The organism is Paraburkholderia sp. BGA-UO-ETr-F21 (assembly GCF_059567925.1).
The window spans coordinates 627,826-650,366 of record NZ_JCAQOY010000037.1 but is presented as its reverse complement, the minus strand read 5'-3'; the positions used below and the strand labels follow the sequence as shown (position 1 = coordinate 650,366).

Genomic DNA, 22,541 nt, shown 5'->3' with positions numbered 1-22,541 from the left:
CGGGACGCGCAAATAAAGCGCTGAGATTGGCGCGCGGGCTTGACATTCAACTGTTCAGCAACCCGCGCGTGCGCAACCAGGTCTTCCGCTTACTGCATGAACTTGAGCCAGCGCGCCTTCGCCTGAATGCCGGCGTCCGACGCCCACCATTCCTCCGACATCAACGCCTGCTTCGACGCATTCTCCGGTGAACTCGGCAACTCGCTCGCGCGCTTGGCGTCGATTTTGCCGGTCTTGAAGGCCGCGGGATTGCCCGGCCCGTAGTCGATATACAGTGGCAGGTTGGCCTGCAAGTCGGGCGACACGGCCGCGTTGAGAAACTTGATCGCATCGGGCAGGTTCGGCGCGTTCTTCAGCACACACAACTGCGTGTTCTGCAGAATGCCGTCGTTGTACGTGAAGTCGATGTCCGGATTGTCCTTGCGCACGGCGCTCGCGCGGCCGTTCCAGATCATCGTCATGTCGACTTCGCCGTCGTGCAGCAATTGCGCCGACTGACCACCCGAGGTCCACCAGACGGTCACGTCCGGCTTGATCTGCTGCAACTTCCTGAACGCGCGATCCACGTCGAGCGGATAGAGCTTGTCGCGCGGCACGCCGTCCGCGAGCAGTGCGGCTTCGAGCACGGTCTGCGGGTCGTTGCGCAGCGCACGGGTGCCGGGGAACGCCTTCACGTTCCAGAAATCGGCCCAGCTTTGCGGCACCTTCTTCAATGTCTTCTTGTTATAGCCGATCACTGTCGAATAGAACTCGTACGCGACCGAGTACGGCGTGCGGTACTTCTCCGGCATGGCCGCCGCATTCGGAATCTTCGCGAAGTCCAGCTTCTCCAGCAGCCCTTCCTTGCCGCCGCGCAGACAGTTGGAAGTCGGCGTGTCCACCACGTCCCAGATCGGCTTGCCGGTGGCGGCCTGAGCCTTGATCTGTGGCCACGCGTCCGGAATGCTGTCCTGGTTCACGGTAATGTTCAGCAGCTTCGCAGCCGGGTCGAGGATGGCTTTGGTCTGGGCTTCCTGATAGGTCCCGCCTTGAGAGACAAAGGTAATCTTCCCGGCAGCGAAAGCAGGCGTCAGACACGCAGGCACGAGGCCCGCGACGCCAAGAATCAGAACCGCTGCAAGCGGGCGCAACGTTGGCTTCTTGATCACGACTATGTCCTCGAAACGGTTTAGCGAAAGATATCGTGGATGTAATGCGCGTTGAGCCAAATATAGTGAATCTATTTTTTGGCGACAATGCCGCAATTGTTGTGGGGTCCATGACATCACGTTATGGCAAACGTGTGGCGTTGCGTGCCCGGCGCGCGGCACTGCCCTGCCCGACCGAATGGTCTGCATCGGCCGCCGCGCGCAGTATGAACATGCGCGGCGGCGCCCCACGGCAGCGCTTGAAATAGCTGGTACATCGGGCGGCTGCAACTCACCGGACTCAGCCAGACGCTTCGTGTTCCGTTTCGAGTCTATTGTTCACAAACAGTCAAGCCAACGCTTCATTCTCGATGGCAAGGTGGAAACCCTCGTCGAGCCAACCTGTCACGCCGCCGGTCATGACCTTGACCGGACGACCGAGGCGGGCGAGCCTGATTGCGGCGCGCGTGGCTCCGTTGCAGTGAGGGCCCGCACAATACGTGACGAAGAGCGTGTCGCGCGGATAATCGGCAAGCTTGGACTCGACGATCTTGCCATGCGGAAGATTCACGGCGCGAGGCACATGGCCGCGGGCGAAAAGTGCGGGGCCACGCACGTCGAGCAGGACGAAATCCATAGCGAGCCCATCACTGGCTTCAAGCGCCGCGTGTACGTCGGCACAATCTGTTTCGAATGACAACAGCGAGCTGAAGTGGGTGAGCGCCACGGCGCTGTCTGCTGCGGGAACGGCTGAGACCGGGGACATGACCGGGGACATATAAGGCTCCTTGTGGGTGAATCGTTGCCATGCATTCTCCCGGTCTCATGGGCAAGCGACCAGTGGCCTGATTGACATATTCCGGCAACATCACGCCACAACTGTCCGGTACGGCAAACGCTAACGTGCGCCGTTGTCGGCGGCCGCAGCGTAGGTCCTCTTATGAAGCTCGGGCCGGACGCTGAACATCGGTTCGTTGATCCAGGTCACAAAATCGTCGTGCCAGTGATCCCACTCGTAGTCGCTCAACTCGAACTCGTCCTCGATAATTCCGGAATCGTCACTGGAGACGAATGCGTAGATAACCTTACTGCCATTCCAGAACGCAATAGCGTAGCCTGTCAGGTCGGCACTGGTGCCGTAAGGAATGTCGCGCAACATCGACGCCAGTTGCGTCTTGAACTGGTCGAGGGTAAGTGACTTCATCGCGCGCTCCGCTGTGTGGTTTCCAGTCCCGTCAGCAAGCTCCGCGCCCGGCGGCCGCTATGAGAGCCACGGTGTACCGGCTTGTAAGATTGATAGGGCAGACTCTCGCGGTTCCCGCGACATCGCGGGCACGGATACTCAAGGCTCAACGATGGATATCGACATCAACCCGTCCGATAGGCCGGACCCCGAGGTTCAATCGTGGCTCGAGAAGCTCGGACCCGGGCTCATCACCGGCGCGGCGGACGACGATCCCAGCGGTATCGCGACCTATTCGCAGGCCGGAGCGCAGTTCGGCTTCAACATGCTGTGGACCGTCATCTTCACGTACCCATTGATGGTTGCCATTCAGGTCGTCAGCGCGCGACTCGGACGCGTGAGTGGCCACGGACTCGCAACCAACATCCGGCGCCACTATCCGGCCTGGCTGCTCTATGGATCGGTTTTCCTGCTGCTGGTCGCCAATACGATCAATATCGCGGCGGATCTGACCGCAATGGGCGCCGCAGTGAACCTGGTGATCGGCGGCCCGACGCACATTTACACGCTTGCGCTCGGCCTGTTGTCAGTTCTGCTGCAGGTCTTCATTCCATACCGCAGTTATGTGCACGTGCTGAAATGGCTGACGCTTGCATTATTCGCCTACGTCGGCACGGTGTTCGTCGTCGATATTCCGTGGCACACCGTCATCGTGCGTACCGTGAGTCCACATCTGTCATGGAAAAGCGACTACGTCACCACCGTGGTCGCCGTGCTTGGCACCACCATCAGCCCCTATCTGTTCTTCTGGCAGGCGTCGCAGGAGGTCGAGGAAATGCGCGCCGCAACCGGGCAGCGGGCATTGACGAACGCACCCGGACAGGGACCGGCCAGTTTGCGGCGGATCCGGATGGATACGTGGGTCGGAATGGGCTTTTCCAACCTGGTCGCTTTTTTCATCATCCTGACGACTGCCGCCACGCTCAACGCCCACGGCGTGACGGACATCCAGACCTCGTCGCAAGCAGCGCTCGCCTTGAAGCCGATTGCCGGAAAGTTTGCGTTCGGTCTGTTCAGTCTGGGCATCGTCGGCACTGGCCTGCTCGCCTTACCTGTGTTGGCCGGTTCCGCCGCGTATGCAATGGCCGGCGCCTTCAACTGGCGAAACAGCCTCGCGCTGAAGCCGCAACTGGCGAAACGGTTTTACGGCATCGTCGTGCTGTCGACCCTTATTGGTCTCGCGATGGGATTCACGCGCATCGATCCCGTCAAGGCGCTTTACTGGAGTGCGGTGATCAATGGCGTCGTGTCCGTGCCCATCATGGCGCTCATGATGTTCATGGCGGTGAATCCGAAGATCATGGGCTGCTTCATCATCTCGAGACGCCTGTCGGTCGCCGGTTGGGCCGCTACGGGAGCGATGGCAATGGCCGCGGTCGCCATGTTCTGGTTCATGCTCGCCCCCGCGAGTTAATACGCGGCGGGGCGGCGCTGCGATGTTTTTTCGCCAAGTGCGCCGAAGGGGGCGGCAGCGAAATTCAGCTGCCGCTTCGCTGCTCCGACGATGCACTCACTGATAGAGAGGATCGCGCCGGCTGAGCGTCTCCCACTGTTTCATGCCTGAGCAACCTGAAGATCATGTTCTCGAGTTGCGGCAGCTCGGCAGGCTTCCGGCAAACGGCATCGAAGCCGACCTCTTTCATTTCGCGGATGTAATCGGCGGTATCGAACGCGGTAAATGCCAGAAGGGGAATCTTTCCCGTCGCCTCGATTCTCCGGAGCGCCGCAGCGACACCAATGCCGGACAGGCCGGGCATGGCGACATCGAGAACAATGCAATCAGGCAGCCACGCCTTCGCTTCCCTCACGGCATCCGAGCCGTGGTAGACGGTTCGCACGCTCATGCCGCCGGCTTGCAGATACGCGCTAAGCGCATCAGCCGACGGACGTGAATCATCCACGACGAGCACGCGCACGGGCACCGCGCTCGAAAGACACTCGCGCTGACCTGCAGTCGAATGATCCGGGCAAGCGCGATTTTCAGAAATGGAGTTCATGGGTCTTTTCTCTCTGTTGGCGCGTCGGTATGGCGCCGTTACCCGGTCGCAGCGCAACAGCCGTTCCCACTCCCCTGCGCCGTTCGTTCGCCCCCCCCCCGGCAACGGGCAGGCGGGGACAAAACAGTTGCGTGGTCAGCAATAGTGAAACGCGTGACGGCTGCCGGCTCTTTAGCGGATGCCGTGCGAGTGGCCGAATAGCGCCATCGCACGTCAACCAGGACACGCCAACATCGACGGAATGGAGAAGGGCTCGGCCGTCAGACCCGGCCCTGGCCAATGCTACTTAATGCAAATCGCCTCGAACGTCGTCCGAAGAAACCACCCTGCCCGAACTATCCACAATGGCTACCCGCTCAGCAGAGGCGACCGTGGATTGCGCCATGCCGGGCAGGTCCAGAATGCCGCCGCGCTCCTGAACGAAGGCGTTGCCGCAAGCCATGTCGACCATTTCCGCGAGCGTATTCAAAGAACTACCGAAATGTGCCTGCATCGCGTTGAACAAGCCGATTCGCGTGTCGGCGGCAATCTCTTCCACATGCCGCCAATAGGCAAAGGTCTTCGTGACCGCAGCCGGGAATTGCTGCGACTGGAGATCGAAGACTTCACTGAGCGATTGAGCAGAAAGTGCCGCGTCCGCCAATGCCTGCTGCTCAGACATCGATGTCTTGACGGTCTGGATGTTGAGCTCGACAACTTTCTCGACCCCGGCAAGAACTTCGGTGTTGCAGTCGAAGGCAACTTCGATTGCCGTGTCACGTTGACGCGAGGAGAACTGATCCGAGATTTGAGGGTACATAAAGACTCCGTTGTGGTTCGGCGCGGGATGCGCCGCAAGGTGGCGTCGTCCGGACGCCCATCACGCCATGTGTGCTGCGCGGACGACTGAAACGAAACGCCGCGGCCCGCGTGGCGGGGCCGGCGACGGTGATTGCGACTACGAACGCTGTTACTTCGCTGCGACTTCGCCTGCTGTTACTTCGCTACGGCGGCATCCTGCCCGGCGCCGAGGTCAGCCCCGGTGACAGGGTCGGTTCCGGTCGCGGAAGCCGTTCGCGACGCCATCGCACTCAACACTTCGACCTCCTGTTCCGAAACCTGAACGCTCGCGAGACCATCGCCGCCGTCCACCGCCGGCTGCGGCTTGTCGACGAAGTCCCAACCGGGACCTTCATTCCAGGGACCGCGCGGCGCGTCGTCACCGTCGGACATGTTGTAATAAACGTTGGTAAATTCTGGAACGCCGGGCAATTTCCCCTGCGGGAAGTTGGGCTGGATAGAGTGCAAGGCTTTCTCAAACGATTTCTGATGCGCAATCTCGCGCGTCATGAGAAAGCCGAGCGCCTCCTTGATACCTGGGTCGTCGGTCACATTGATCAACCGTTCGTAGACAATCTTCGCTCGGGCCTCCGCGGCAATATTCGACCGCAGATCCGCGGTCGGCTCGCCGATCGTATCGATGTAGGCAGCCGTCCACGGCACGCCCGCCGAATTGGTCAAGGCCGGGCCGCCACCGTAGAGCAAAGCGGTAGTGTGCGAATCGTTGCCGCCTCCCGTGAGTGAACGGTAAAGCTCGGCCTCCTGCTCCACGCCTTCGGCAAGTTGACCCTTCGCGCCCTTGTTGAGCATCGCGACAATTGAGCCGACGATCTCCAGATGACTGAGTTCTTCCGTTGCGATGTCAAACAGCATGTCTCGCCTGCCGGGATCGTCCTCGCTAACCGCCTGCGTGAAATAGCGGCACGCCGCGGCCAGTTCACCTTGCGGGCCGCCGAACTGTTCAAGAAGCAGATTGGCCAGACCGGGATTGGGCATCGCTACACGGACGGTGTATTGAAGTCGCTTGTTGTGTACGAACATCGCATTTCTCCAGAAAAGATTGCGGGCGCCGCTGGAGTGCTTCACGCCATGAGAGGCGGAAGGACTGACGGAGCAGAGGGACATTCATTGAAAAACCAGGTTTGTCGGCGATGACGAACGCGTATGCGGAATGCCCCACCGTGGGTCTCAGAGCAGCCGCTCTGGCGAAATAGGGTGCGCGCGCAGGAGCGCGACGAGAAAACACCTGCGACTTCCGACTCCGCATGCACCGTGCCTGGCGCATGAGCGTTTTGATCGAGCCACGCCGCGCGCCGTTGCATCGGTGGCGGTCCTATCGGCGCGCAAACGCCATGCCGCTTACCACGACGCCTCCCGTCAGCACCACCCCTCGCGCCGTCGAGCGGCGGCAATTACCCGCTCACTCACCGAAAGTTTCGCCCCGGCACGACCCGCGCACCGGCGAAGTGGCCGAAAGCCGGGGCTAACATGTTGAAAACGAATTAAATATTTGTCGCGAACGGTCGATAACATGTTCAGCCGCTTCCCTTTCGGCGGTTGGACTAGACATGCAGAGCTCATATAACCTTTGGCTGGTGGTCATTTCGTTCGCCGTCGCGACGCTCGCGTCCTATACGGCGCTCGATCTGACCGGCCGGATCTTCCTGCTGGCCTCGCCACGTGCGCGGCGCGCATGGCGCCTGGGCGGCGCCGCGGCACTCGGTGTCGGCATCTGGTCGATGCACTTCATCGCCATGCTCGCCTTTTCGCTGCCGATTCCGCTCGGCTACGACTTCGCGACCACCGCCGCTTCGCTAGGACTCGCGACCGGCGCTTCATATCTGGCGCTGCACATCACGACCCATGAACAGTTGAGGGCAGGCCGGCTGCTGGCGGGCGGCGTGGTGATGGGATGCGGCATCGCCGGCATGCACTACGTCGGCATGGCGGCGATGCAGATGACGCCAGGCATCGTTTATCAACCGGCGTGGTTCGCCGGCTCGCTGGCCATCGCCGTCGGCGCGTCGAGCGTCGCGCTGTGGCTCGCGCGCGCGCTCAGCGACGACGACGCGCGTCACGTGGTGCGCAAGCGTATCGCCGCGGCGCTGGTGATGGGCGTCGCCATCAGCGGCATGCATTACGCCGGCATGGCCGCCGCCGGGTTTCCGGCGGGTGCCGTGTGCGGCGCGGCCAAGGGCGTGAACACCACGTGGCTCGCGACCTCAGTGATCCTGTTCACCTTTGCCATTCTGACCGTCACGCTGATACTGTCGCGTTTCGATGCGCGCACAACCTTTCTGGTTGGCTCAGTGTCGAGACTGAATGGCCAGATCGTGCAGCTCGCCACGCTCGACGCCCTGACCGGACTGCCGAACCGCAGCACGCTGACCGAGCGCATCGAACACGCGATCCAGCGCGCGCAGCGGCAGCGCTCCATGTGCGCGGTTCTCTTCATGGACCTCGACGGCTTCAAGACCATCAACGATTCGCTCGGCCACTCGGTCGGCGACCAGGTGCTGACCGCGTTCGCGCAGCGCCTGCTGCTGTGCGTACGTGCGAGCGACACGGTGGCGCGGCTCGGTGGCGACGAATTCGTGGTGTTGGCGGAAAACCTCGGCTCGCGCGAAGACGCGGGCGCGCTGGCCGATGGCGTGCTCGACCGGATGCGCATGGGCATGTGGACCGACTCCCAGCCGCTCCAGGTCATGCCGAGCATCGGCATCGCACTCTATCCGCATGACGGCGACAGCGTCGACACGCTGCTCAAACACGCGGACGCGGCCATGTACGAAGCCAAACGCGCGGGCCGCAGCACCTTTCGCTTCTTCGAGCGCAGCATGAACGAAGCGGCCATGCGCACGCTGCAGATTCAGAACGCGTTGCACGACGCGCTCGCCGCCGGCCATGTCTCGCTGCACTTCCAGCCGAAGTTCAACGGTAGCGGCGAGTCGCTCGCGGGCGCCGAAGCGTTGATCCGCCTGCATCATCCGCAACTCGGCGAGGTCACGCCGCTCGAGTTCATTCCGATCGCGGAGCGCTCGGGGCAGATCGTGCAGATCGGCTACTGGGTCGTGCGCGAAACGTGCCGGCAGATTCGCCACTGGATCGCGCAAGGCCTGCCGTCGATGAAAGTGGCGGTCAACCTGTCGCCGCGCCAGATGCTGCAGCCGAACCTCGTCGCGAGCATGCTCGAGATCGTCCAGGCCGAAGGGGTGGAATGCAGCCAGATCATGTTCGAGATCACCGAAACGGTGGCGATGCAGGACGCACCCAAAACCATCGAGATGATCCGCCAGTTTCAGGCATGCGGCTTCGAGATCGCGATCGACGACTTCGGCACCGGCTATTCGAGCCTCGCTTATCTGCAGCGTTTTCGCGTCAAGCAACTGAAGATCGACCGCTTCTTTACCAACGGGCTCGACGCGCACGGACCGGAAGGCAGCGCGATCGTGTCAGCGATCATCGCGCTTGCGCACTCGCTGGAAATGGATGTGGTGGCCGAAGGTGTCGAAACCGAATCGCAACTGGACATGCTCAGAACGATGATGTGCGATGAGATGCAGGGCTTCCTGCTCGGCAAGCCGCTCACCGCCAACGACTTCGGCAATCTGCTGCGGGAAAGAATGATCGCTGCGTGAGCATGGCGATCTGCTGAAGCATGCAGTGCGGCGTGGCCGATAGCGTCAGCGAGACCGGCTGCAGCGGCGGATCGCGATGAAGAATAAACAATAACAGGCAGCACAGGGTGTCGGAGAGTTCATGAAATTTGATGTGGCAACGCTTACTTCGTTGTGGTTGATCACGTTTTTATGCGGAGCCCTTGTTACGACCGCGCTGTCGCATATGTTCGCGCGCGTCGTCGCGTTCCGCTTTTGGGCGGTTGGTTTCTATCTGCTCGCCGCGTCTTCGGCCTGCTTCGCGTTGCATTTCACGTGGCATTACGACGCGCTCTTGATCGCCACCGCGACGCTCGCGCTGCAAAGCCGCATGCTGATCTGGGCGGGCGCGCGCGAGCTGTTCGGCATGAAGGCGCCGTGGCGTGCCGGACTTGCCGGCACGGTCGTGTTCTGCGCGCTCTACGGATGCGCTCTGCTCTTCAAGGTTCCGATGGTGTTGCGCGCCGGCCTGCTCGTGCTGTTTTTCCTGCCCGTTCGCGCGGCCACGCTGTATGAAGTGTGCCGCCGGCGCCGTCCGCACCTCGGGCCTGCTCGCCTGATCGCGATGATCGGCGGCACGATCGTCACACTCAACGCAGCCGTGCCGCTCGTTCTCGTGCTCCTCGATCGCACCAACGTGTCGCTGCTGCTCGGCAATCCGCAATACACGTCCGCGCTTTACGCAGTCGTGTTCGCGGGCGACCTGCTGCTGGCGAGCGGACTGATGGTGCTGGCGTTCAAACTGCAGATGGTCGAAATGAACATGCTCGCCACGCTCGAACGTGGCGCCATGGAACACCTTGCCACGACTCAGGCAACACGCGCGGATCGCCATACCCGGCACGCGCCCGACGATGGGTTCGGCCGGGACACGCCAGCGCAGCGCCAATCGCTGCCGGGACCGGTCTGATATTCCGGCCGTTCAGCCGGTGCTGCGCTCGTCGAGTGCACTACCGACAAGCGACGCGAGACGCCGCACCATGACCCGCACGCGGGCTCATCCGCCATGAGCGCTTCGCTCAAACCGACGCCGCGGTTTCCCGCGATTCGATGCGCTCCCGTTCAGCCAGAGCTTCGAGCCGCTCGCGCAGCGCACTGCTGGCGCGCGTCATCGGCATGCGCAGTTCGTCGCGTATCAGTCCTTGCGCGGCGAGCAATGCCTTGACGGGCGCGGGGTTCGGTTCGGCGAACAGCGTCTGGATCAGCGGCGCGAGCGCGTGGAAAATGCGCCGGCCTTCGTCGAGCCGCCCTGCCGCCAGCGCACGATATAGCGCGACAAAGCGCTCGGGCCGCAGATGCGCGGACGCCGCAATCGCCCCACTGCCACCCAGACACAGGGTGCTCAATATATTGATGTCCTCACCCGCGAGCACCCGCAGGCGGCCATCGCGAATCAGCGCGAGCGTGGTGTCGAGCGAACCGGCGCAATCCTTTATCGCCTGAATCCGCGGATGGGCGGCAAGCGTGAGCAGCGTGTCGAGTTCGAGCCGCACGCCGGTTCGATACGGAATGTCGTACAGCACCACCGGCTTCTCGCTCGCATCCGCCAGCGCTGTGAAGTGATCGACAATTCCGGCTTGCGAAGGCCGGATGTAGTACGGGGCGGCCATCAGCACACCGGCAATCGGCAGCGGATTCAGCTGCTCGATGCGCTCGCGCATGCTCGCCGTGTGATTGCCCGACACGCCGACCACCACCGGCAACGCCCGCGCGTCTTGCGCATGGCAAGCGGCGGCCTGCGCTTCGTCGAGAATCGTCGCCAGCACGGCGTCCTGCTCGGCGGCGTCGAGCGCGGCCGGTTCGCCGGTCGTGCCGAGCGCGACCAGCCCGGCAATGCCCGCGCCTGTATAGCGGCGTACCAGCGCGCGCAAGGCGGCGTGATCGACGGCGCCGTCGGCGAACGGCGTGATGAGCGGAACCCAGATACCCGAAAAAATAGACATGTCCTTACCTCGATGACGACCGTATCGATTCCGTGCAGCGTGCGAGGGAGGCAAGACAGGAAGTGCCCAAGGGGCGTTGACCGGCTGTTCCGTCGCATCTGACGGAACAGCGTGCTCCGGTCAGATGAGCGGCTGTTTTTTGGCTTTGGCGCTGACGTTCGAATCACACGCGCGTGCGACTACGGCGCTCGCAAAAGCGAGTCGTGCGAAGGTCGACAGGCGGTGTCTGAACGTTGGGCCGGAATGCATGAGACGCAGTGTAACCGCGAGCGGCGCGGCTTGGCAAAGCCGATCTCGAAATAACTTGACTTCTGGCGCAGGGAAATTAATATACGCAAAGCGTACATCTCACCCACCACCCCTCTTCCGACAGGTGCCTCAATGAGCGTCCCGCAGCAAGCCTTCCTACGCGACGCGATGCGTCGCCTGAATATGACGCGCGACACGTTCGCGAGTCGCATCGGGGTGTCACGCCGGGCGCTCGATACCTGGCTCCTGCCGGACGATTCGCAGGAATCGCGGGCCATGCCGGAAATCGTCGAGCGTTTCGTGTCGGAAATCGTCGTGCATGGTGAGCCGGGAGAGAAATATACGCAAAGCGTAGACTCGCAATCGCTCGCGAGCCAGATGCTGTTCGAAGGCAAGCCGCAGTTGCTCTCCGTGGATCAATTCTCGCGCGACTCGGTGGAAGCGCTGTTTCGCGTGGCCGACATCATGCAGCCCATCGCCCGGCGCCGCAAAATCTCCCGTGTGCTGGAAGGCGCGGTGCTCGGCAATCTGTTCTTCGAGGCCAGCACACGGACCCGTGTGAGTTTCGGCTCGGCGTTCTGCCGGCTGGGCGGCTCGGTCTGCGACACCACCGGCTTCACCTTTTCGTCGATGGCCAAGGGCGAGTCGATCTACGACACCAGCCGCGTGATGAGCGGCTATGTGGACGCGCTGGTGATCCGCCACCCGGAGCAAGGCTCGGTAGCCGAATTCGCGCGCGCGACCAACGTGCCGGTGATCAACGGCGGCGACGGTCCAGGCGAACACCCGAGCCAGGCGCTGCTCGATCTGTACACCATTCAGCGTGAGTTCTCGCGCCTCGGCAAGATTGTCGACGGCGCCCATATCGCGCTGGTCGGCGACCTGAAATACGGGCGCACCGTGCACTCGCTGGTCAAGCTGCTGGCGCTGTATCGCGGCATCAAGTTCACGCTGATTTCGCCGCCCATGCTAGAAATGCCAAGCTATATCATCGAGCAGATTTCGCGCAACGACCACGTGATCGAGCAGACCCACGACCTGACCGCCGGCCTGCGCGGCGCCGACGTGGTGTACGCCACACGCATCCAGAAAGAGCGCTTTACCGACGAATCGTTCGAAGGCTACACGCCGGATTTCCAGATCAATCAGGCTCTCGTGGATAGCGTGTGCGGCGCCGACACGCTGATCATGCACCCGCTGCCGCGCGACAGCCGGCCGGGCGCGAATGATCTGAGCGTGGACCTGAATCACGACTCGCGGCTGGCGATCTTCCGGCAAACCGACAACGGCATTCCGGTGCGGATGGCGATTTTTGCGGTGCTGCTGGGCGTCGAGAAACTGGTCCAGCATTCCATGCGCGATGCGGCATGGCGCCCGCCGGCCTATCTCGGACCGGACGACGCCGTATTTCACGGCATCGATTGACGGATCAGCGGGCGGCCTGAAACCGCCCCAAAACACGGCATGGAGCGAGACTCAAGCCGCGGCGCTCGTCGCGCTGCTCCCATTGCGCTTGAACGCCCCGGCGAAGAACAGCACCTGATACTGCACCGCATTGGCCCAGTACTTCCAGGTGTGGCCGCCGGGCCGCTCCGCATAATCGTGCGGCACGCCGAGTTCGACCAGCCGCTCGTGCAGCGTGCGGTTCGACTGCACCAGCGAGTCGTTCACCCCGCAGTCGATCGTGAGAGCGATATGCGCGTTGCCGAAACTGCGCGCATTTTCCACGATCGCCTCGTTGTTCCAGAAGTCGGCATGCCGCGTGGGATCGCCGAAAACGCGGTTGATGCCCGGCTCATCCTCGCAGCCGCGCGGATCCACCGCTCCGCTGATACTGCCCGCGGCGCCAAATTCGTCCGGACGGTCCAGAGCGATATGCAATGCGCCGAATCCACCCATGCTCAAGCCGGTAATGGCGCGCGCCTCACGCGTCGCGATCGTGCGGAAATGCGCGTCGACGTAAGTCACCACCTCCGTACCGACATAGGTTTCGTATCGGCTGCGCGGATCGACCGGGCTGTCGATATACCAGCTTTCGTGACCGCCATCGGGCATGACGAGTATCACGTGATAGCGGTCGGCCAGCTTGCCAATCTGCGAATTCGAGGTCCAGTCGGTATAGTCGCCACCCGAACCGTGCAACAGATAGACGACGGGAAAGCGGTCCGTCCCCTTGCCGCGCGCATATTGGTCGGGCAGCACGACCGTCGCTTCGAGCGACTTATGCATCGCGACGCTTGGAATGGCGACGACCCGGGCCTGGAATGCCCAGGCGGGCGTCGTTGAAAGCAGCATCAGAATGAGCCAGAACACACGAGCTTGGTTCATGGTTTGTCGCTCTTCCCTATCTAGGTGTCCGAAGAACACTGTCCGGTATCCGGCGGCAAAACTCTTCGAGAACTCTAGCAACGGCGACTTACAACCAAATTTCAGCGAAGCATACGATCCCGTCAGCTTGGGTCGGCTCCGGGCGCCGCGCGATCCTTGAGGGACCCGGCGAGAGCCTTTATCACGCCTCGCCGTTAGCGCCGCCTATCGCATCCAGCTGGGCGCACACGTCGTCGGTCAATTTCAACTGCGCCGCTTGGAGATTTTCGCGCAGATGCCCCAATGTGGACGTGCCGGGGATCAGCAGAATGTTCGGTGACCGATGCAACAGCCAGGCGAGCGCCACCTGCATCGGCGTCGCGCCGAGTGTTCGCGCAATGCCGGAAAGCGCGGTCGACTGAATCGGCGTGAAGCCGCCGAGCGGAAAGAACGGCACATAGGCAATGCCCTTCTCCGCGAGGTCGTCGATCAGCGTGTCGTCTTCCCGGTGAACGAGGTTGTAGTGATTCTGCACGCAGACGATTTCGGCAATCCTCTGCGCCTCTGTTATCTGTGTGGCGGTCACGTTGCTCAAGCCGATGTGGCGCACGAGCCCGCGCCGTTGAAGTTCGGCAAGGGCAGTCACCTGTTTTTCGAGCGAACCTTCAGCGGGTGCATGCACGTTGCCCATCATCCGCATATTGACGACCTCGATCACGTCGAGCCCGAGATTGCGCAGATTGTCGTGCACGCCACGCTCGATATCTTCCGGTTCGAGTGCCGGCAACCACGCGCCATCGCTGCCACGCACGGCGCCGACTTTGGTGACGATCACGAGGTCGTCGGCGTAAGGATGCAGCGCTTCGCGAATCAACTGGTTGGTGACGTGCGGCCCATAGAAGTCGCTCGTATCGATGTGATTGACGCCCGCCGCCACGGCCTCGCGCAGCACGGCAAGCGCCGCGTGGCGATCCTTCGGCGGCCCGAATACGCCAGGTCCGGCCAGTTGCATCGCACCGTAGCCCATGCGGCGCACAGGACGGCCGGCCAGTGGGAACGTGTCCGTAAGGATGGGATTCGACATGCTGCTCTCCTGAGTGAGTGGTTGAGCAGCAGTATGGTCGTGGTTGCGTTGTTTAATAAAGCCATCTAACGTGTACGGGTTGTTTAATAAAGTGAACAATCGACATGGAACTGAACGATCTGGCCGCATTCGTCTCGGTTGCCCGCGCAGGCGGCTTTCGGGACGCCGCGCGCATCAGCAACGTTTCGGCGTCGAGCTTGAGCATCGCCGTGCGACGTCTCGAAGCAAAGCTCGGTCTGCGCCTGCTCAACCGCACCACGCGCAGTGTGGCCCCGACTGAAGCCGGGTTGCGCCTCATCGAGAAGCTGACGCCGCTGTTCAGCGAGATGGAAGCGGCGCTGGACGTGCTGAACGTATTCAGGGACAAGCCGGCCGGCACACTCAAACTGAACGTGCCGTCGAGCGCCGCGCGGATCGTCTTGCCGACCCTCATCGCGGCGTTCCTGAAGGCGTATCCCGACATCCGCGTCGAGGTCGTGGTCGAAGATGGCTTCGTCGACGTGCTCTCTATCGGCTGCGACGCCGGCATTCGCTACGACGAGCGACTCGAACAGGACATGATCGCGATTCCCATCGGGCCGCGCGTGCAACGCTTCGCCACGGCGGCCGCGCCGGGCTATCTCGACGAGCACGGACGACCCGACCATCCGGGCGAACTGCTTTCGCATGCGTGCCTGCGCGGCCAGTTCGCAGGGGGCGCGATGCCGATCTGGTATTTCGAGCGCGACGGCGAAGTGTTGCAGTTGAATCCATCGGGACCGCTGCTGGTGCGGCCCGGCGCGGCAATCGACCTGGCCATCAGCGCGGCTGTCGCCGGCGTGGGTGTCATTCATTTGTTCGAAGACATGCTGCGCCCGCATCTGGACAGCGGAGCGTTGGAGCCGATTCTGGAGCCGTGGTGGCAACGTTTTTCAGGCCCGTTTCTCTACTATCCGGGGCGTCGCCATTTGCCGGCACCGTTACGCGCGTTCGTCGACTTTTTGAAAGCGCTCGATCCGCCTGCCTGACGCGGGTCCATAGCGAGCCATGCCTTCTACATTGACCGTGGCGGAAACCGCCGGACCCAGCGTCGCTGCAATGCTCTGCCAGCCGCGCTGGAGATGCTCCACAATGCGCGATTGCGGCGATAATGTTGCGAACTGATCCGAACCCCACCATGACCGATACACGCGTTAGCCCCCTGCGCAAATTTGCCGACTTCATTCGCTCGGAGCGCACCCGGTTCACCCAGCAGTGGATGAACGCCGTATTCGGCGACGTCGATCTCATCGAAGCGGACAAGCTCACTTACCAGCAGCTGGCGGATCATCTGCCGGAAATTCTCGAAGGCTTGTGCGCGGCGCTCGATATCGAAGATCTCGAACGGGTCGAACCGGCCATCGAGCGCGATGCGAGAAAACACGGCAAGGTGCGCTGGCGCCAGGGCTACCGTATCGAAGAACTGGTCCGCGAACTCGATCTCTTTCATCAAGTGCTCGCCGACGCGCTCGAAGAATTCGCCGTTCTCGACGACACCTTTACGCGCCGCCATGAAAGCCGGGCACGCCGCCTGATTGCCGAAACGCTCAGCATGGTCACGCTCACGTCGATTAAAGAGGTGGTGAGCGAACGGGACCGCAAGATCGACGAATACACCGGCCGGCTCGAACGCGCCAATCACGAGCTCACATTGAAACAGCGTCTGGTGAGCGACCTGTACGAGTCGCGCATGCAGATCACGCGCAGCGTGGTCCACGATCTGCGCAACTTTCTGAACGCCTTTTCCATCGCCTTGCAGTTGATCGCGCGCGCGCCCGCGAAAGCCGATACCGCATTGACGCTGGCGAACCGCCAGGCTGCCGATATGAAGCAGCTCGTCGATCAGATCGTCGAGTATTCCGTCGTGCTTGGCGACGGCGCCCCGCTCGTGCTCGAACAGGTCGATCCGCGCGAGCTCTACGATGAACTCGTCACGTCTTCACGTCCTTCGATCGAGGCCAAAGGGCTCACGTTGCGTGCCTCTTATGACCCGGCATTGACCGCGGTCACGTCCAATCGTCTCAAGCTCAAACAGATTGCGGTCAATCTGCTCTCCAACGCCATCAAGTACACGAAGTCCGGTGAAATCGAACTCAACTTCGCGCTGGCCGGCGAGTCGCACTGGTCGATTCGCGTCTCCGACACGGGCGTGGGTATTGCGCCTTCGGACGCGGACCGCGTGTTCGACGAATTCGAGCGCGCCGCAGGCGAAGATATTCCCGGCACGGGCCTGGGTCTCGCGATCGTGAAGGAGTTGTGCCGGGTGTTGAATGGGCACATCGATTTTGTGTCGCGCGAAGGTGTAGGGACCACGTTTGAAATTCGCTTCCCGCTGGTGATCGCGGAACCGCAATAAGGCTTCGGGAGACAGGTAATTGGCGAGGCTGACTGCGAATCAGCCCCACGTTCTTGCGGCAGGAAGCGGGTAGTGCGAGCTTACTTGCGCGGGAATGACGCGACCGATGGCATCAGCCGGCGTGCGCTGGGTGTCGATCTTACCGCTACTCCACTGGCTCATTGTTGGCCGCCGACACACATCCACTCATCGCGCCGCCCTTGTCGCTCAGCCCGCGCACGACCACTTCGGATGATTTGCCATCACGTCTCGCCAGCTCCGCAAGATCGAGCAGCGCCGCGTACCGGGTGGAGCAATCCCGCGACGACCCACTCGCCCTGCGCGTATCCGCTGCTGTCCCGAAGCGGCTCATTGCAATCACCAATCCTGTCGCAACGACGATCGCTGCGAGCGCACCTGGTTTGTAGAATCGCCGGGGCCGCGATTCATCGAAAGGGAGCACGCGCACTGCGCTTTCACCCTGCTCAACCGTCCCGCGTGATTTGTCTCGCATGGCAGCTCCCATCAAGACCAGTGCGCCGGCACCCACACACGCCCGACCCAATGGCCCGGCACCCAAACCACCGGACGCGGCGCCGGCGCGACATACACGACCCGCGGAGCGACATACACGGACGGCGGAGGCGGCGGTGCGTAGACAACCGGCGGCGCAACCACCACCGGCTTCGGTGCCACGACCACCGGAGCGGGCGCCACGACCACCGGAGGCGGCGCCACATAGGCCACAGGCTGCGTGACCACCACCGGCTTCGGCGCCACGACGACCGTCGTGCCACCTGTCGCAACAACACCTGTGCTTGCCACAACCGTCCCGCTCGACGTCACCGTGTTGCCGTGCGTGCCCGTCACGCTCGACGAGGTCGTCACGACACCTGGCGCAACACGTGTGGCCGAACCGGAGTGATCGACGCTACCGCCATCCCAACCGGTCACCGTGCCCGAACGCGAGCATGTCGAGCCAGCGCAGTTCGTCGACGCCGAATGGTTGACCGTATTGCCGTTCGAGCCAGTCACCGATCCGGACGACGAATACTGCCCCGGGCCGTTCTTCGTGACATCGCCTGAGGTGGTCGCGGTTTTGCCGTCAGGACCCGTGAGGGAGCCGGTATGCGAGCACGTTCCACCGGCGCAGTTGGTGTCGCCCGAGTGTTGGACCGAGTTGCCATAGCGGCCCGTCGCGGTGCCCGAATTCGAAAACTGGCCGGGTGCGGTGCGCGTGACCGTGCCGGTGTTGGTGGCGAGGCCACCGTAGGGGCCGGCAACGCCGCCTGCATGCGAACAACTGGCGCCGCCGCACGAGCCGTAACGCGCGCCGTTATAGGTGCCGTGCGAGGTGTACGCCGTGCCATGTTGCGACCAGGCGAACGCCGATGCACTGCCGAGCGCGAGCACGGCCGCGGCGGCGGAGAAAATGAGCTTGCGCAGCGCGTTGCGTGCGCATGAACGGGCCTGCTCCGAGGCGGAAACAGAGGCAACGGCGGAGACGGTGGCCGGGGCAACGAACGAACGATTCTTCACGATATGTCCTTCCTGGATTCGGGCCACTCCGGTCACTGCGGCGTGGCAACGAACGGACTATAGAAGGACGCATCGACATAATCGACAAGGAAGATATGTCGCGCTGTTTCACCACGAGGAAGCCCCGTGGGACAAGGGTTTGCGGCCTCTTTCCCGGCTGCGCGACATATTCCGACATAGATTGTTACAGGGCAATCGGTGACTCGCCGCCGCTTCACGCGAACCACGTCCGCGCTCATCATGTCGCCCGGTCGCGGCGCTTCAAACCGCCGCTTCGCGGTACTTCGCGAACTTCGAAGTCTGTCCGATTCCCGGGTTGAAGCAGTTGCAAGGATCGAGCTGCTGATAAAACGCGGCGAGTTGCGGCTTCGCGTGATACAGATGGCCGACGTTATGTTCCGCCGGATATTCCGCGCCGCGGCGATCGAGCAGCGTCCACATCTTGTGTTCGACTTCGAGGCAATCGTTGCCCTTCCTGACGATGTAATCCTGGTGAAACACGTGGCACAGGAAGTGGCCGTAGTACAGCTTGATGGAGATCGTCTGCTCGATCTCCGGCGGCAGCGTTTCGATCCAGTCGCGATCATTGCGGCGCAGCGCCACGTCGAGCGCGACGATGTCCTCCACCTCGCGCGCATGCACGGCGCGATAGCGGACCGCGGCGCCGGCGGCGGCAAAGCGCTGCAGGAACGCTTTTCTGCCCTCTTCGTCGGTGCATTCGAAATAGCCGCCGGTCGCGTGCTCAAAGTAGCCCGAAAGAAACGCGCGCGTTTCGGCGACACTGTCGGCCGCGACCTTCAGCATCAGGTGATGCTCGTACTTGTCACGATACTGCTTCATGCGCGGCGGCAGATGGCTCGGGAACAGGCGGCTCGCGGCCTGCATGACGCGGTCGGTGAAATGCGCAGGAAGAAAACCGAGGCGATCGAACAGCGCGTCGCACCGGCTTTTCAAGCCGAACAACGCCGGCAGCCGCGACGTGCCGAGATAGTTGATCGCGAGGAACATATCCTTGCCGTATTCCTCGGCAATGTCGAAGGCGTCGCGATGCAGATACTCACCCGAGATCGGCAGATGCCTGAAGTCGTGCAGCGCGTGCCGACGAATGTCGGTGAGTTCCCCCGGCAGGTTCGTGCCGATATAGAACACCTTGGCGTTCTGCTCGATCGGAAACGTGTCGAGCCGCACGCCGAACACCATCAGCTTGCCGGCCGAGCCCGACGCTTCATGGAGGCGCTGCGGATCGGCGTTGAAGCGCGCCGGTGTATCGGCATCGATCTCGCGCACGTGAGTCGCGTAACCGTGGTCCGATCCGGCGCCCGCGTCGTGCCGGACGTCGCCATCCGAAAACTCACCGCGTTCGAGCCGGCCGAGAATCTCGTCGGGCGTCTTGCCGAGTTCGATTCCCAGATGATTGACGAGGCTCAGTCTGCCCGTCGCATCGACCCGCGCAAATGCCGCCATTTCCGTATAGGCCGGGCCGCGCTGCACCAGCGCACCACCGGAGTTGTTGCAGACCCCGCCGAATACCGACGCGCCGATACAGCTCGAACCGATCACGGAATGTGGCTCGCGGCCGAGCGGTTTCAGCACTTTCTCCAGTTGATCGAGCGTTGCCCCCGGAAGGCAGACGACCTGCTTGCCGTCGTCGATGACATACACCTTCTTCATGCGGGTCGTGCTGACGATCACGATGTCGCGATCGTAGTCGTTGCCGTCAGGCGTCGAGCCGCCCGTGAGGCCCGTATTCGAAGCCTGCGTAATGACGATCACGTTCGCCGCGATGCATGCCTGCAGCACCTTCCATTGTTCGACGACGGTGCCTGGGCGCACCACCGCCAGCGCCTTGCCTGCGCCGAAACGAAAACCCGTGCGGTAGCGTCGGGTCGCGCCGTCATCGGTCAGGGTGTGCTTCTTGCCGACGATGTTGCGCAGATCCGCAACGAGGCCTTGGGCCGCGCCGGCCGGCAGGTTTGCTAGTGCTGCGCGCGCTGCTGACATCGAACTTCTCCTCGGGAAAGGGTGACTGTGACGCGCGTCGCTTCCGGCCAGTGGCTTCGGGTGCGGCCTTTAAGCGCATCGGATTGACGCCAAGGTTAGAATCAGCGCGGTCATTAGTCCAATATCTCGAAGCCACATTTTGGAGACGAAAAAGATATGGAATTTCGTCAGTTGCGCTATTTCCTCGCCGTTGCCGAGCATCTGCATTTCACGGACGCCGCCACGCACCTCGGCATTGCCCAACCGCCTTTGAGCCAGCAGATCCTGAAGCTCGAACGGGAAATCGGCACGCCGTTGTTCATTCGTCATCCGCGCCGTGTCGAGTTGACCGAGGCCGGGCGGCTGTTTCGCGAGCGTGCTCAGCGAATCGTCGAAGACGCGCGCGAGGCTTTCGTCGAAGTGCAGAATGCGGGACGCGGGGAGACGGGTCGGCTGTCGCTCGGGTTCGCGGGCTCCACGGTGTTCCACCCCACTGTCGCGCTGACGATGCAACGCTATCGGCACGCCTATGAGCGCGTGTCGATCAGTTGCGAGGAGAGCAACAGCTCGCTGCTGCTCGACAAGGTTGCCGAGCGGCAACTCGATGCCGCGCTCGTGCGTATGCCGCTGAACTGCCGGGATCTGATCGTGGAACCGCTGGTGGACGAAGACATGCTGGTTGTGCTGCCGGCGAGCCATCGTTTGAACCGGCGGCGGCGCATCGATCTGGCAGACCTTGCGCACGATCCGTTTATCTTCTTTCCGCGGCCGATCGGTCCTGACCTGTACGACTCGATTATTAGCGCCTGCCGCGAAGCCTGCTTTGCGCCCATCATCAGCATGGAGTCGCCGCAGATCTCGTCGGCGGCGAACCTCGTGGCAGCAGGATTCGGCGTCGCGGTGGTTCCCGCATCGATCCGGCAGATCCAGGTCGAAGGGGTGTCTTACCATGAACTGCAAGGCAAGCCGCTTTCAACGGGTATCGCGTTGATTCGTCGGCAACGCGAGAAGTCGCCGACCGTGCTGAATTTCGTGAGGACTTTGCGGCAGCAACGGGCTGCCTCGCGCGCAGCGTGAGGCCACCGCGCCTCGCGCAAACGGATACCCTTGCTATGCGGGGTGTGACGTGTAATGGAGGCGGCCGTCTGAGGGCAGGCATGCGGGCTCCGAGGAGCCCACATGTACCGCCTGGCATGGCGGTGTCGTCACGCCAGGATGCTTGACGTCACGGCGGTGCTTGCGTTGACCGCCGTGACTGCGGCGATTACTGCGGCGATTACTGCGGTGATTACTGCGCCGTATCTTGCGGCGTCACCTGAACGGCCGCTGCCGAGACAAAAACAGCGTGAATCGTATCGCCCACCTTGACGTCCTTCAGATCCACGTCCGGACCGACCTGGAGCGTTTGCGTTTGATACGCGCCGCGCAGCGTGACCAGACGCTTCTTGCGATCGATCTTCTGCACGGTGGCAAGCACCTCGACCTGGCGCGCCGATTCGAAGCCGCCCGAGGCGGGGGCGTACACCTGCGTGTCGACACGCGCGCGAACACCCTTGTCTTTGCCGGTGACCTTCTCGGCCTTCACGAGCAGCGCGTTCTTGTAGAGCACGTCGACCTGGTCACCTATTTTCAACTGGTCGAAACCCGCCACCTGCTGGCTCACCAGTACGACCACCGCGTTACCGCCCGGCCCCTTGAGCGTGAGCGTGCGGGTGCCCGGATCGATACCGACGATCTGTGCCTTCACGTGCACCGGCTCCACGGCGCTGACAACGCCCTGCGCCGCATTGGCCATGGCATCTTGCGCCCATGCCGGCTGAGCTGCGGCGAACGCCGCGACCATCAACGCTGCGCCAATTGTCGCTGCCTTCATATACGTGCTCCTTGGAAAAATGGTTTGATGCAGCGTAACGGCGATCTGAAACTTGGGAATGCCGATATTTAACGCCGCGAGTACCTGTACGTCTTCAGGATGATAGTTTTAAGAGGTACGACTCGGACGATTTTACATGGCTTACAGCACACCGTGATTGATCGAATTGTGATTTTCGAATCAATGCGAAATCGATGTAAATCGCCGCGACGTGGCGTCGCAGCGGCATTTTGAATATTGACAATGCTGTGACATTTCGAGGCTATTCATATTGAGCGGCGTGTCTCAAATGCAAACAGCATTAAACACATACTGCGATATCGACGAATGGGCAATCAATGTCCCGAGATATTCGGACTTAATCCCAACCT

The 22,541-nt window shown here is 62.2% G+C and carries 20 protein-coding genes; 7 read left to right on the top strand and 13 right to left on the bottom strand.

Annotated elements, in window-relative coordinates; genetic code table 11:
* Positions 1 to 89: 89 nt before the first annotated feature.
* The 3 genes from AC57B1_RS26615 to AC57B1_RS26605 form a co-directional block, all read right to left on the bottom strand.
* Positions 90 to 1,148: an ABC transporter substrate-binding protein gene (locus AC57B1_RS26615; protein WP_408182155.1), complete on the bottom strand. Its 1,059-nt coding sequence runs from the start codon at positions 1,146 to 1,148 to the stop codon at positions 90 to 92.
* Positions 1,149 to 1,476: 328 nt separating this feature from the next.
* Entirely contained in the window at positions 1,477 to 1,893 is a 417-nt protein-coding gene (locus tag AC57B1_RS26610; RefSeq protein WP_408348468.1) for a rhodanese-like domain-containing protein, read from the bottom strand.
* A gap of 132 nt (positions 1,894 to 2,025) precedes the next feature.
* Positions 2,026 to 2,331 (bottom strand): hypothetical protein, encoded by a 306-nt coding sequence (locus tag AC57B1_RS26605; RefSeq protein WP_496419152.1) that lies wholly within the window; start codon positions 2,329 to 2,331, stop codon positions 2,026 to 2,028.
* A 151-nt stretch (positions 2,332 to 2,482) separates the two neighbouring features.
* On the opposite strand from AC57B1_RS26605, the gene AC57B1_RS26600 reads away from it, so the two are divergent.
* A complete protein-coding gene (locus tag AC57B1_RS26600; RefSeq protein WP_496419151.1) occupies positions 2,483 to 3,784 on the top strand; it encodes an NRAMP family divalent metal transporter in 1,302 nt (433 codons plus the stop codon).
* 64 nt (positions 3,785 to 3,848) lie between these two features.
* Here AC57B1_RS26600 and AC57B1_RS26595 read toward each other — a convergent pair whose 3' ends face one another.
* From AC57B1_RS26595 to AC57B1_RS26585, 3 genes are all read right to left on the bottom strand, one after another.
* On the bottom strand, positions 3,849 to 4,286 hold the full coding sequence (locus AC57B1_RS26595) for a response regulator (protein WP_496419150.1): 438 nt from the start codon (positions 4,284 to 4,286) through the stop codon (positions 3,849 to 3,851).
* 367 nt (positions 4,287 to 4,653) lie between these two features.
* Positions 4,654 to 5,166 (bottom strand): phasin family protein, encoded by a 513-nt coding sequence (locus tag AC57B1_RS26590; protein ID WP_408348135.1) that lies wholly within the window; start codon positions 5,164 to 5,166, stop codon positions 4,654 to 4,656.
* Between the two features lie 176 nt (positions 5,167 to 5,342).
* Complete coding sequence (locus AC57B1_RS26585) at positions 5,343 to 6,227, bottom strand: manganese catalase family protein (protein WP_091802678.1); 885 nt, start codon at positions 6,225 to 6,227, stop codon at positions 5,343 to 5,345.
* 527 nt (positions 6,228 to 6,754) lie between these two features.
* Here AC57B1_RS26585 and AC57B1_RS26580 point away from each other — a divergent pair.
* Positions 6,755 to 8,824, top strand: coding sequence for a putative bifunctional diguanylate cyclase/phosphodiesterase (locus AC57B1_RS26580; RefSeq protein WP_496419149.1), 2,070 nt, complete (start codon positions 6,755 to 6,757; stop codon positions 8,822 to 8,824).
* 121 nt (positions 8,825 to 8,945) lie between these two features.
* Positions 8,946 to 9,752: a hypothetical protein gene (locus AC57B1_RS26575; protein ID WP_496419148.1), complete on the top strand. Its 807-nt coding sequence runs from the start codon at positions 8,946 to 8,948 to the stop codon at positions 9,750 to 9,752.
* A 109-nt stretch (positions 9,753 to 9,861) separates the two neighbouring features.
* On the opposite strand, the gene dapA is transcribed toward AC57B1_RS26575, so the two are convergent.
* On the bottom strand, positions 9,862 to 10,785 hold the full coding sequence (gene dapA, locus AC57B1_RS26570; RefSeq protein ID WP_496419147.1) for a 4-hydroxy-tetrahydrodipicolinate synthase: 924 nt from the start codon (positions 10,783 to 10,785) through the stop codon (positions 9,862 to 9,864).
* Between the two features lie 381 nt (positions 10,786 to 11,166).
* On the opposite strand from dapA, the gene AC57B1_RS26565 reads away from it, so the two are divergent.
* Positions 11,167 to 12,459 (top strand): aspartate carbamoyltransferase, encoded by a 1,293-nt coding sequence (locus tag AC57B1_RS26565; RefSeq protein ID WP_091802691.1) that lies wholly within the window; start codon positions 11,167 to 11,169, stop codon positions 12,457 to 12,459.
* A 51-nt stretch (positions 12,460 to 12,510) separates the two neighbouring features.
* Here AC57B1_RS26565 and AC57B1_RS26560 read toward each other — a convergent pair whose 3' ends face one another.
* Together AC57B1_RS26560 and AC57B1_RS26555 are read right to left on the bottom strand one after the other, a co-directional pair.
* Positions 12,511 to 13,362, bottom strand: coding sequence for an alpha/beta hydrolase (locus tag AC57B1_RS26560; RefSeq protein ID WP_408348124.1), 852 nt, complete (start codon positions 13,360 to 13,362; stop codon positions 12,511 to 12,513).
* A gap of 181 nt (positions 13,363 to 13,543) precedes the next feature.
* Positions 13,544 to 14,425, bottom strand: a complete 882-nt coding sequence (locus tag AC57B1_RS26555) for an aldo/keto reductase family oxidoreductase (RefSeq protein ID WP_496419146.1) — start codon at positions 14,423 to 14,425, stop codon at positions 13,544 to 13,546.
* Between the two features lie 104 nt (positions 14,426 to 14,529).
* Here AC57B1_RS26555 and AC57B1_RS26550 point away from each other — a divergent pair, with 104 nt between their 5' ends.
* Together AC57B1_RS26550 and AC57B1_RS26545 are read left to right on the top strand one after the other, a co-directional pair.
* The gene (locus AC57B1_RS26550) at positions 14,530 to 15,432 is read left to right on the top strand and encodes a LysR family transcriptional regulator (RefSeq protein WP_408348118.1); all 903 of its coding nucleotides are present in this window, start codon (positions 14,530 to 14,532) and stop codon (positions 15,430 to 15,432) included.
* Between the two features lie 149 nt (positions 15,433 to 15,581).
* Complete coding sequence (locus tag AC57B1_RS26545; RefSeq protein ID WP_091802703.1) at positions 15,582 to 16,799, top strand: sensor histidine kinase; 1,218 nt, start codon at positions 15,582 to 15,584, stop codon at positions 16,797 to 16,799.
* Positions 16,800 to 16,944: 145 nt separating this feature from the next.
* Here the strand turns inward: AC57B1_RS26545 and AC57B1_RS26540 are convergent, their stop codons facing one another.
* The 3 genes from AC57B1_RS26540 to dld form a co-directional block, all read right to left on the bottom strand.
* On the bottom strand, positions 16,945 to 17,292 hold the full coding sequence (locus AC57B1_RS26540) for a hypothetical protein (RefSeq protein ID WP_408182180.1): 348 nt from the start codon (positions 17,290 to 17,292) through the stop codon (positions 16,945 to 16,947).
* An 11-nt stretch (positions 17,293 to 17,303) separates the two neighbouring features.
* Positions 17,304 to 18,317, bottom strand: coding sequence for a hypothetical protein (locus tag AC57B1_RS26535; RefSeq protein ID WP_408182182.1), 1,014 nt, complete (start codon positions 18,315 to 18,317; stop codon positions 17,304 to 17,306).
* A 261-nt stretch (positions 18,318 to 18,578) separates the two neighbouring features.
* Positions 18,579 to 20,318 (bottom strand): D-lactate dehydrogenase, encoded by a 1,740-nt coding sequence (dld, locus tag AC57B1_RS26530; RefSeq protein WP_496419145.1) that lies wholly within the window; start codon positions 20,316 to 20,318, stop codon positions 18,579 to 18,581.
* A 156-nt stretch (positions 20,319 to 20,474) separates the two neighbouring features.
* Between dld and AC57B1_RS26525 the strand changes: the two genes are divergently transcribed.
* On the top strand, positions 20,475 to 21,374 hold the full coding sequence (locus AC57B1_RS26525; protein ID WP_496419144.1) for a LysR family transcriptional regulator: 900 nt from the start codon (positions 20,475 to 20,477) through the stop codon (positions 21,372 to 21,374).
* 211 nt (positions 21,375 to 21,585) lie between these two features.
* On the opposite strand, the gene AC57B1_RS26520 is transcribed toward AC57B1_RS26525, so the two are convergent.
* Positions 21,586 to 22,170, bottom strand: coding sequence for a hypothetical protein (locus tag AC57B1_RS26520; RefSeq protein WP_408348105.1), 585 nt, complete (start codon positions 22,168 to 22,170; stop codon positions 21,586 to 21,588).
* Positions 22,171 to 22,541 lie beyond the last annotated feature (371 nt).

What these genes read in the sequence shown, in the direction of transcription:
- AC57B1_RS26580 (WP_496419149.1), top strand. Translation starts at nt 6,755, where the DNA reads ATGCAGAGCTCATATAACCTTTGGCTGGTGGTCATTTCGTTCGCCGTC.
- AC57B1_RS26600 (WP_496419151.1), top strand. Translation starts at nt 2,483, where the DNA reads ATGGATATCGACATCAACCCGTCCGATAGGCCGGACCCCGAGGTTCAA.
- AC57B1_RS26525 (WP_496419144.1), top strand. Translation starts at nt 20,475, where the DNA reads ATGGAATTTCGTCAGTTGCGCTATTTCCTCGCCGTTGCCGAGCATCTG.
- AC57B1_RS26605 (WP_496419152.1), bottom strand. Translation starts at nt 2,331, where the DNA reads ATGAAGTCACTTACCCTCGACCAGTTCAAGACGCAACTGGCGTCGATG.
- AC57B1_RS26560 (WP_408348124.1), bottom strand. Translation starts at nt 13,362, where the DNA reads ATGAACCAAGCTCGTGTGTTCTGGCTCATTCTGATGCTGCTTTCAACG.
- AC57B1_RS26545 (WP_091802703.1), top strand. Translation starts at nt 15,582, where the DNA reads ATGACCGATACACGCGTTAGCCCCCTGCGCAAATTTGCCGACTTCATT.
- AC57B1_RS26550 (WP_408348118.1), top strand. Translation starts at nt 14,530, where the DNA reads ATGGAACTGAACGATCTGGCCGCATTCGTCTCGGTTGCCCGCGCAGGC.
- AC57B1_RS26590 (WP_408348135.1), bottom strand. Translation starts at nt 5,166, where the DNA reads ATGTACCCTCAAATCTCGGATCAGTTCTCCTCGCGTCAACGTGACACG.
- AC57B1_RS26555 (WP_496419146.1), bottom strand. Translation starts at nt 14,425, where the DNA reads ATGTCGAATCCCATCCTTACGGACACGTTCCCACTGGCCGGCCGTCCT.
- AC57B1_RS26565 (WP_091802691.1), top strand. Translation starts at nt 11,167, where the DNA reads ATGAGCGTCCCGCAGCAAGCCTTCCTACGCGACGCGATGCGTCGCCTG.
- AC57B1_RS26540 (WP_408182180.1), bottom strand. Translation starts at nt 17,292, where the DNA reads ATGCGAGACAAATCACGCGGGACGGTTGAGCAGGGTGAAAGCGCAGTG.
- AC57B1_RS26575 (WP_496419148.1), top strand. Translation starts at nt 8,946, where the DNA reads ATGAAATTTGATGTGGCAACGCTTACTTCGTTGTGGTTGATCACGTTT.
- dld (WP_496419145.1), bottom strand. Translation starts at nt 20,318, where the DNA reads ATGTCAGCAGCGCGCGCAGCACTAGCAAACCTGCCGGCCGGCGCGGCC.
- AC57B1_RS26520 (WP_408348105.1), bottom strand. Translation starts at nt 22,170, where the DNA reads ATGAAGGCAGCGACAATTGGCGCAGCGTTGATGGTCGCGGCGTTCGCC.
- dapA (WP_496419147.1), bottom strand. Translation starts at nt 10,785, where the DNA reads ATGTCTATTTTTTCGGGTATCTGGGTTCCGCTCATCACGCCGTTCGCC.
- AC57B1_RS26610 (WP_408348468.1), bottom strand. Translation starts at nt 1,893, where the DNA reads ATGTCCCCGGTCTCAGCCGTTCCCGCAGCAGACAGCGCCGTGGCGCTC.
- AC57B1_RS26585 (WP_091802678.1), bottom strand. Translation starts at nt 6,227, where the DNA reads ATGTTCGTACACAACAAGCGACTTCAATACACCGTCCGTGTAGCGATG.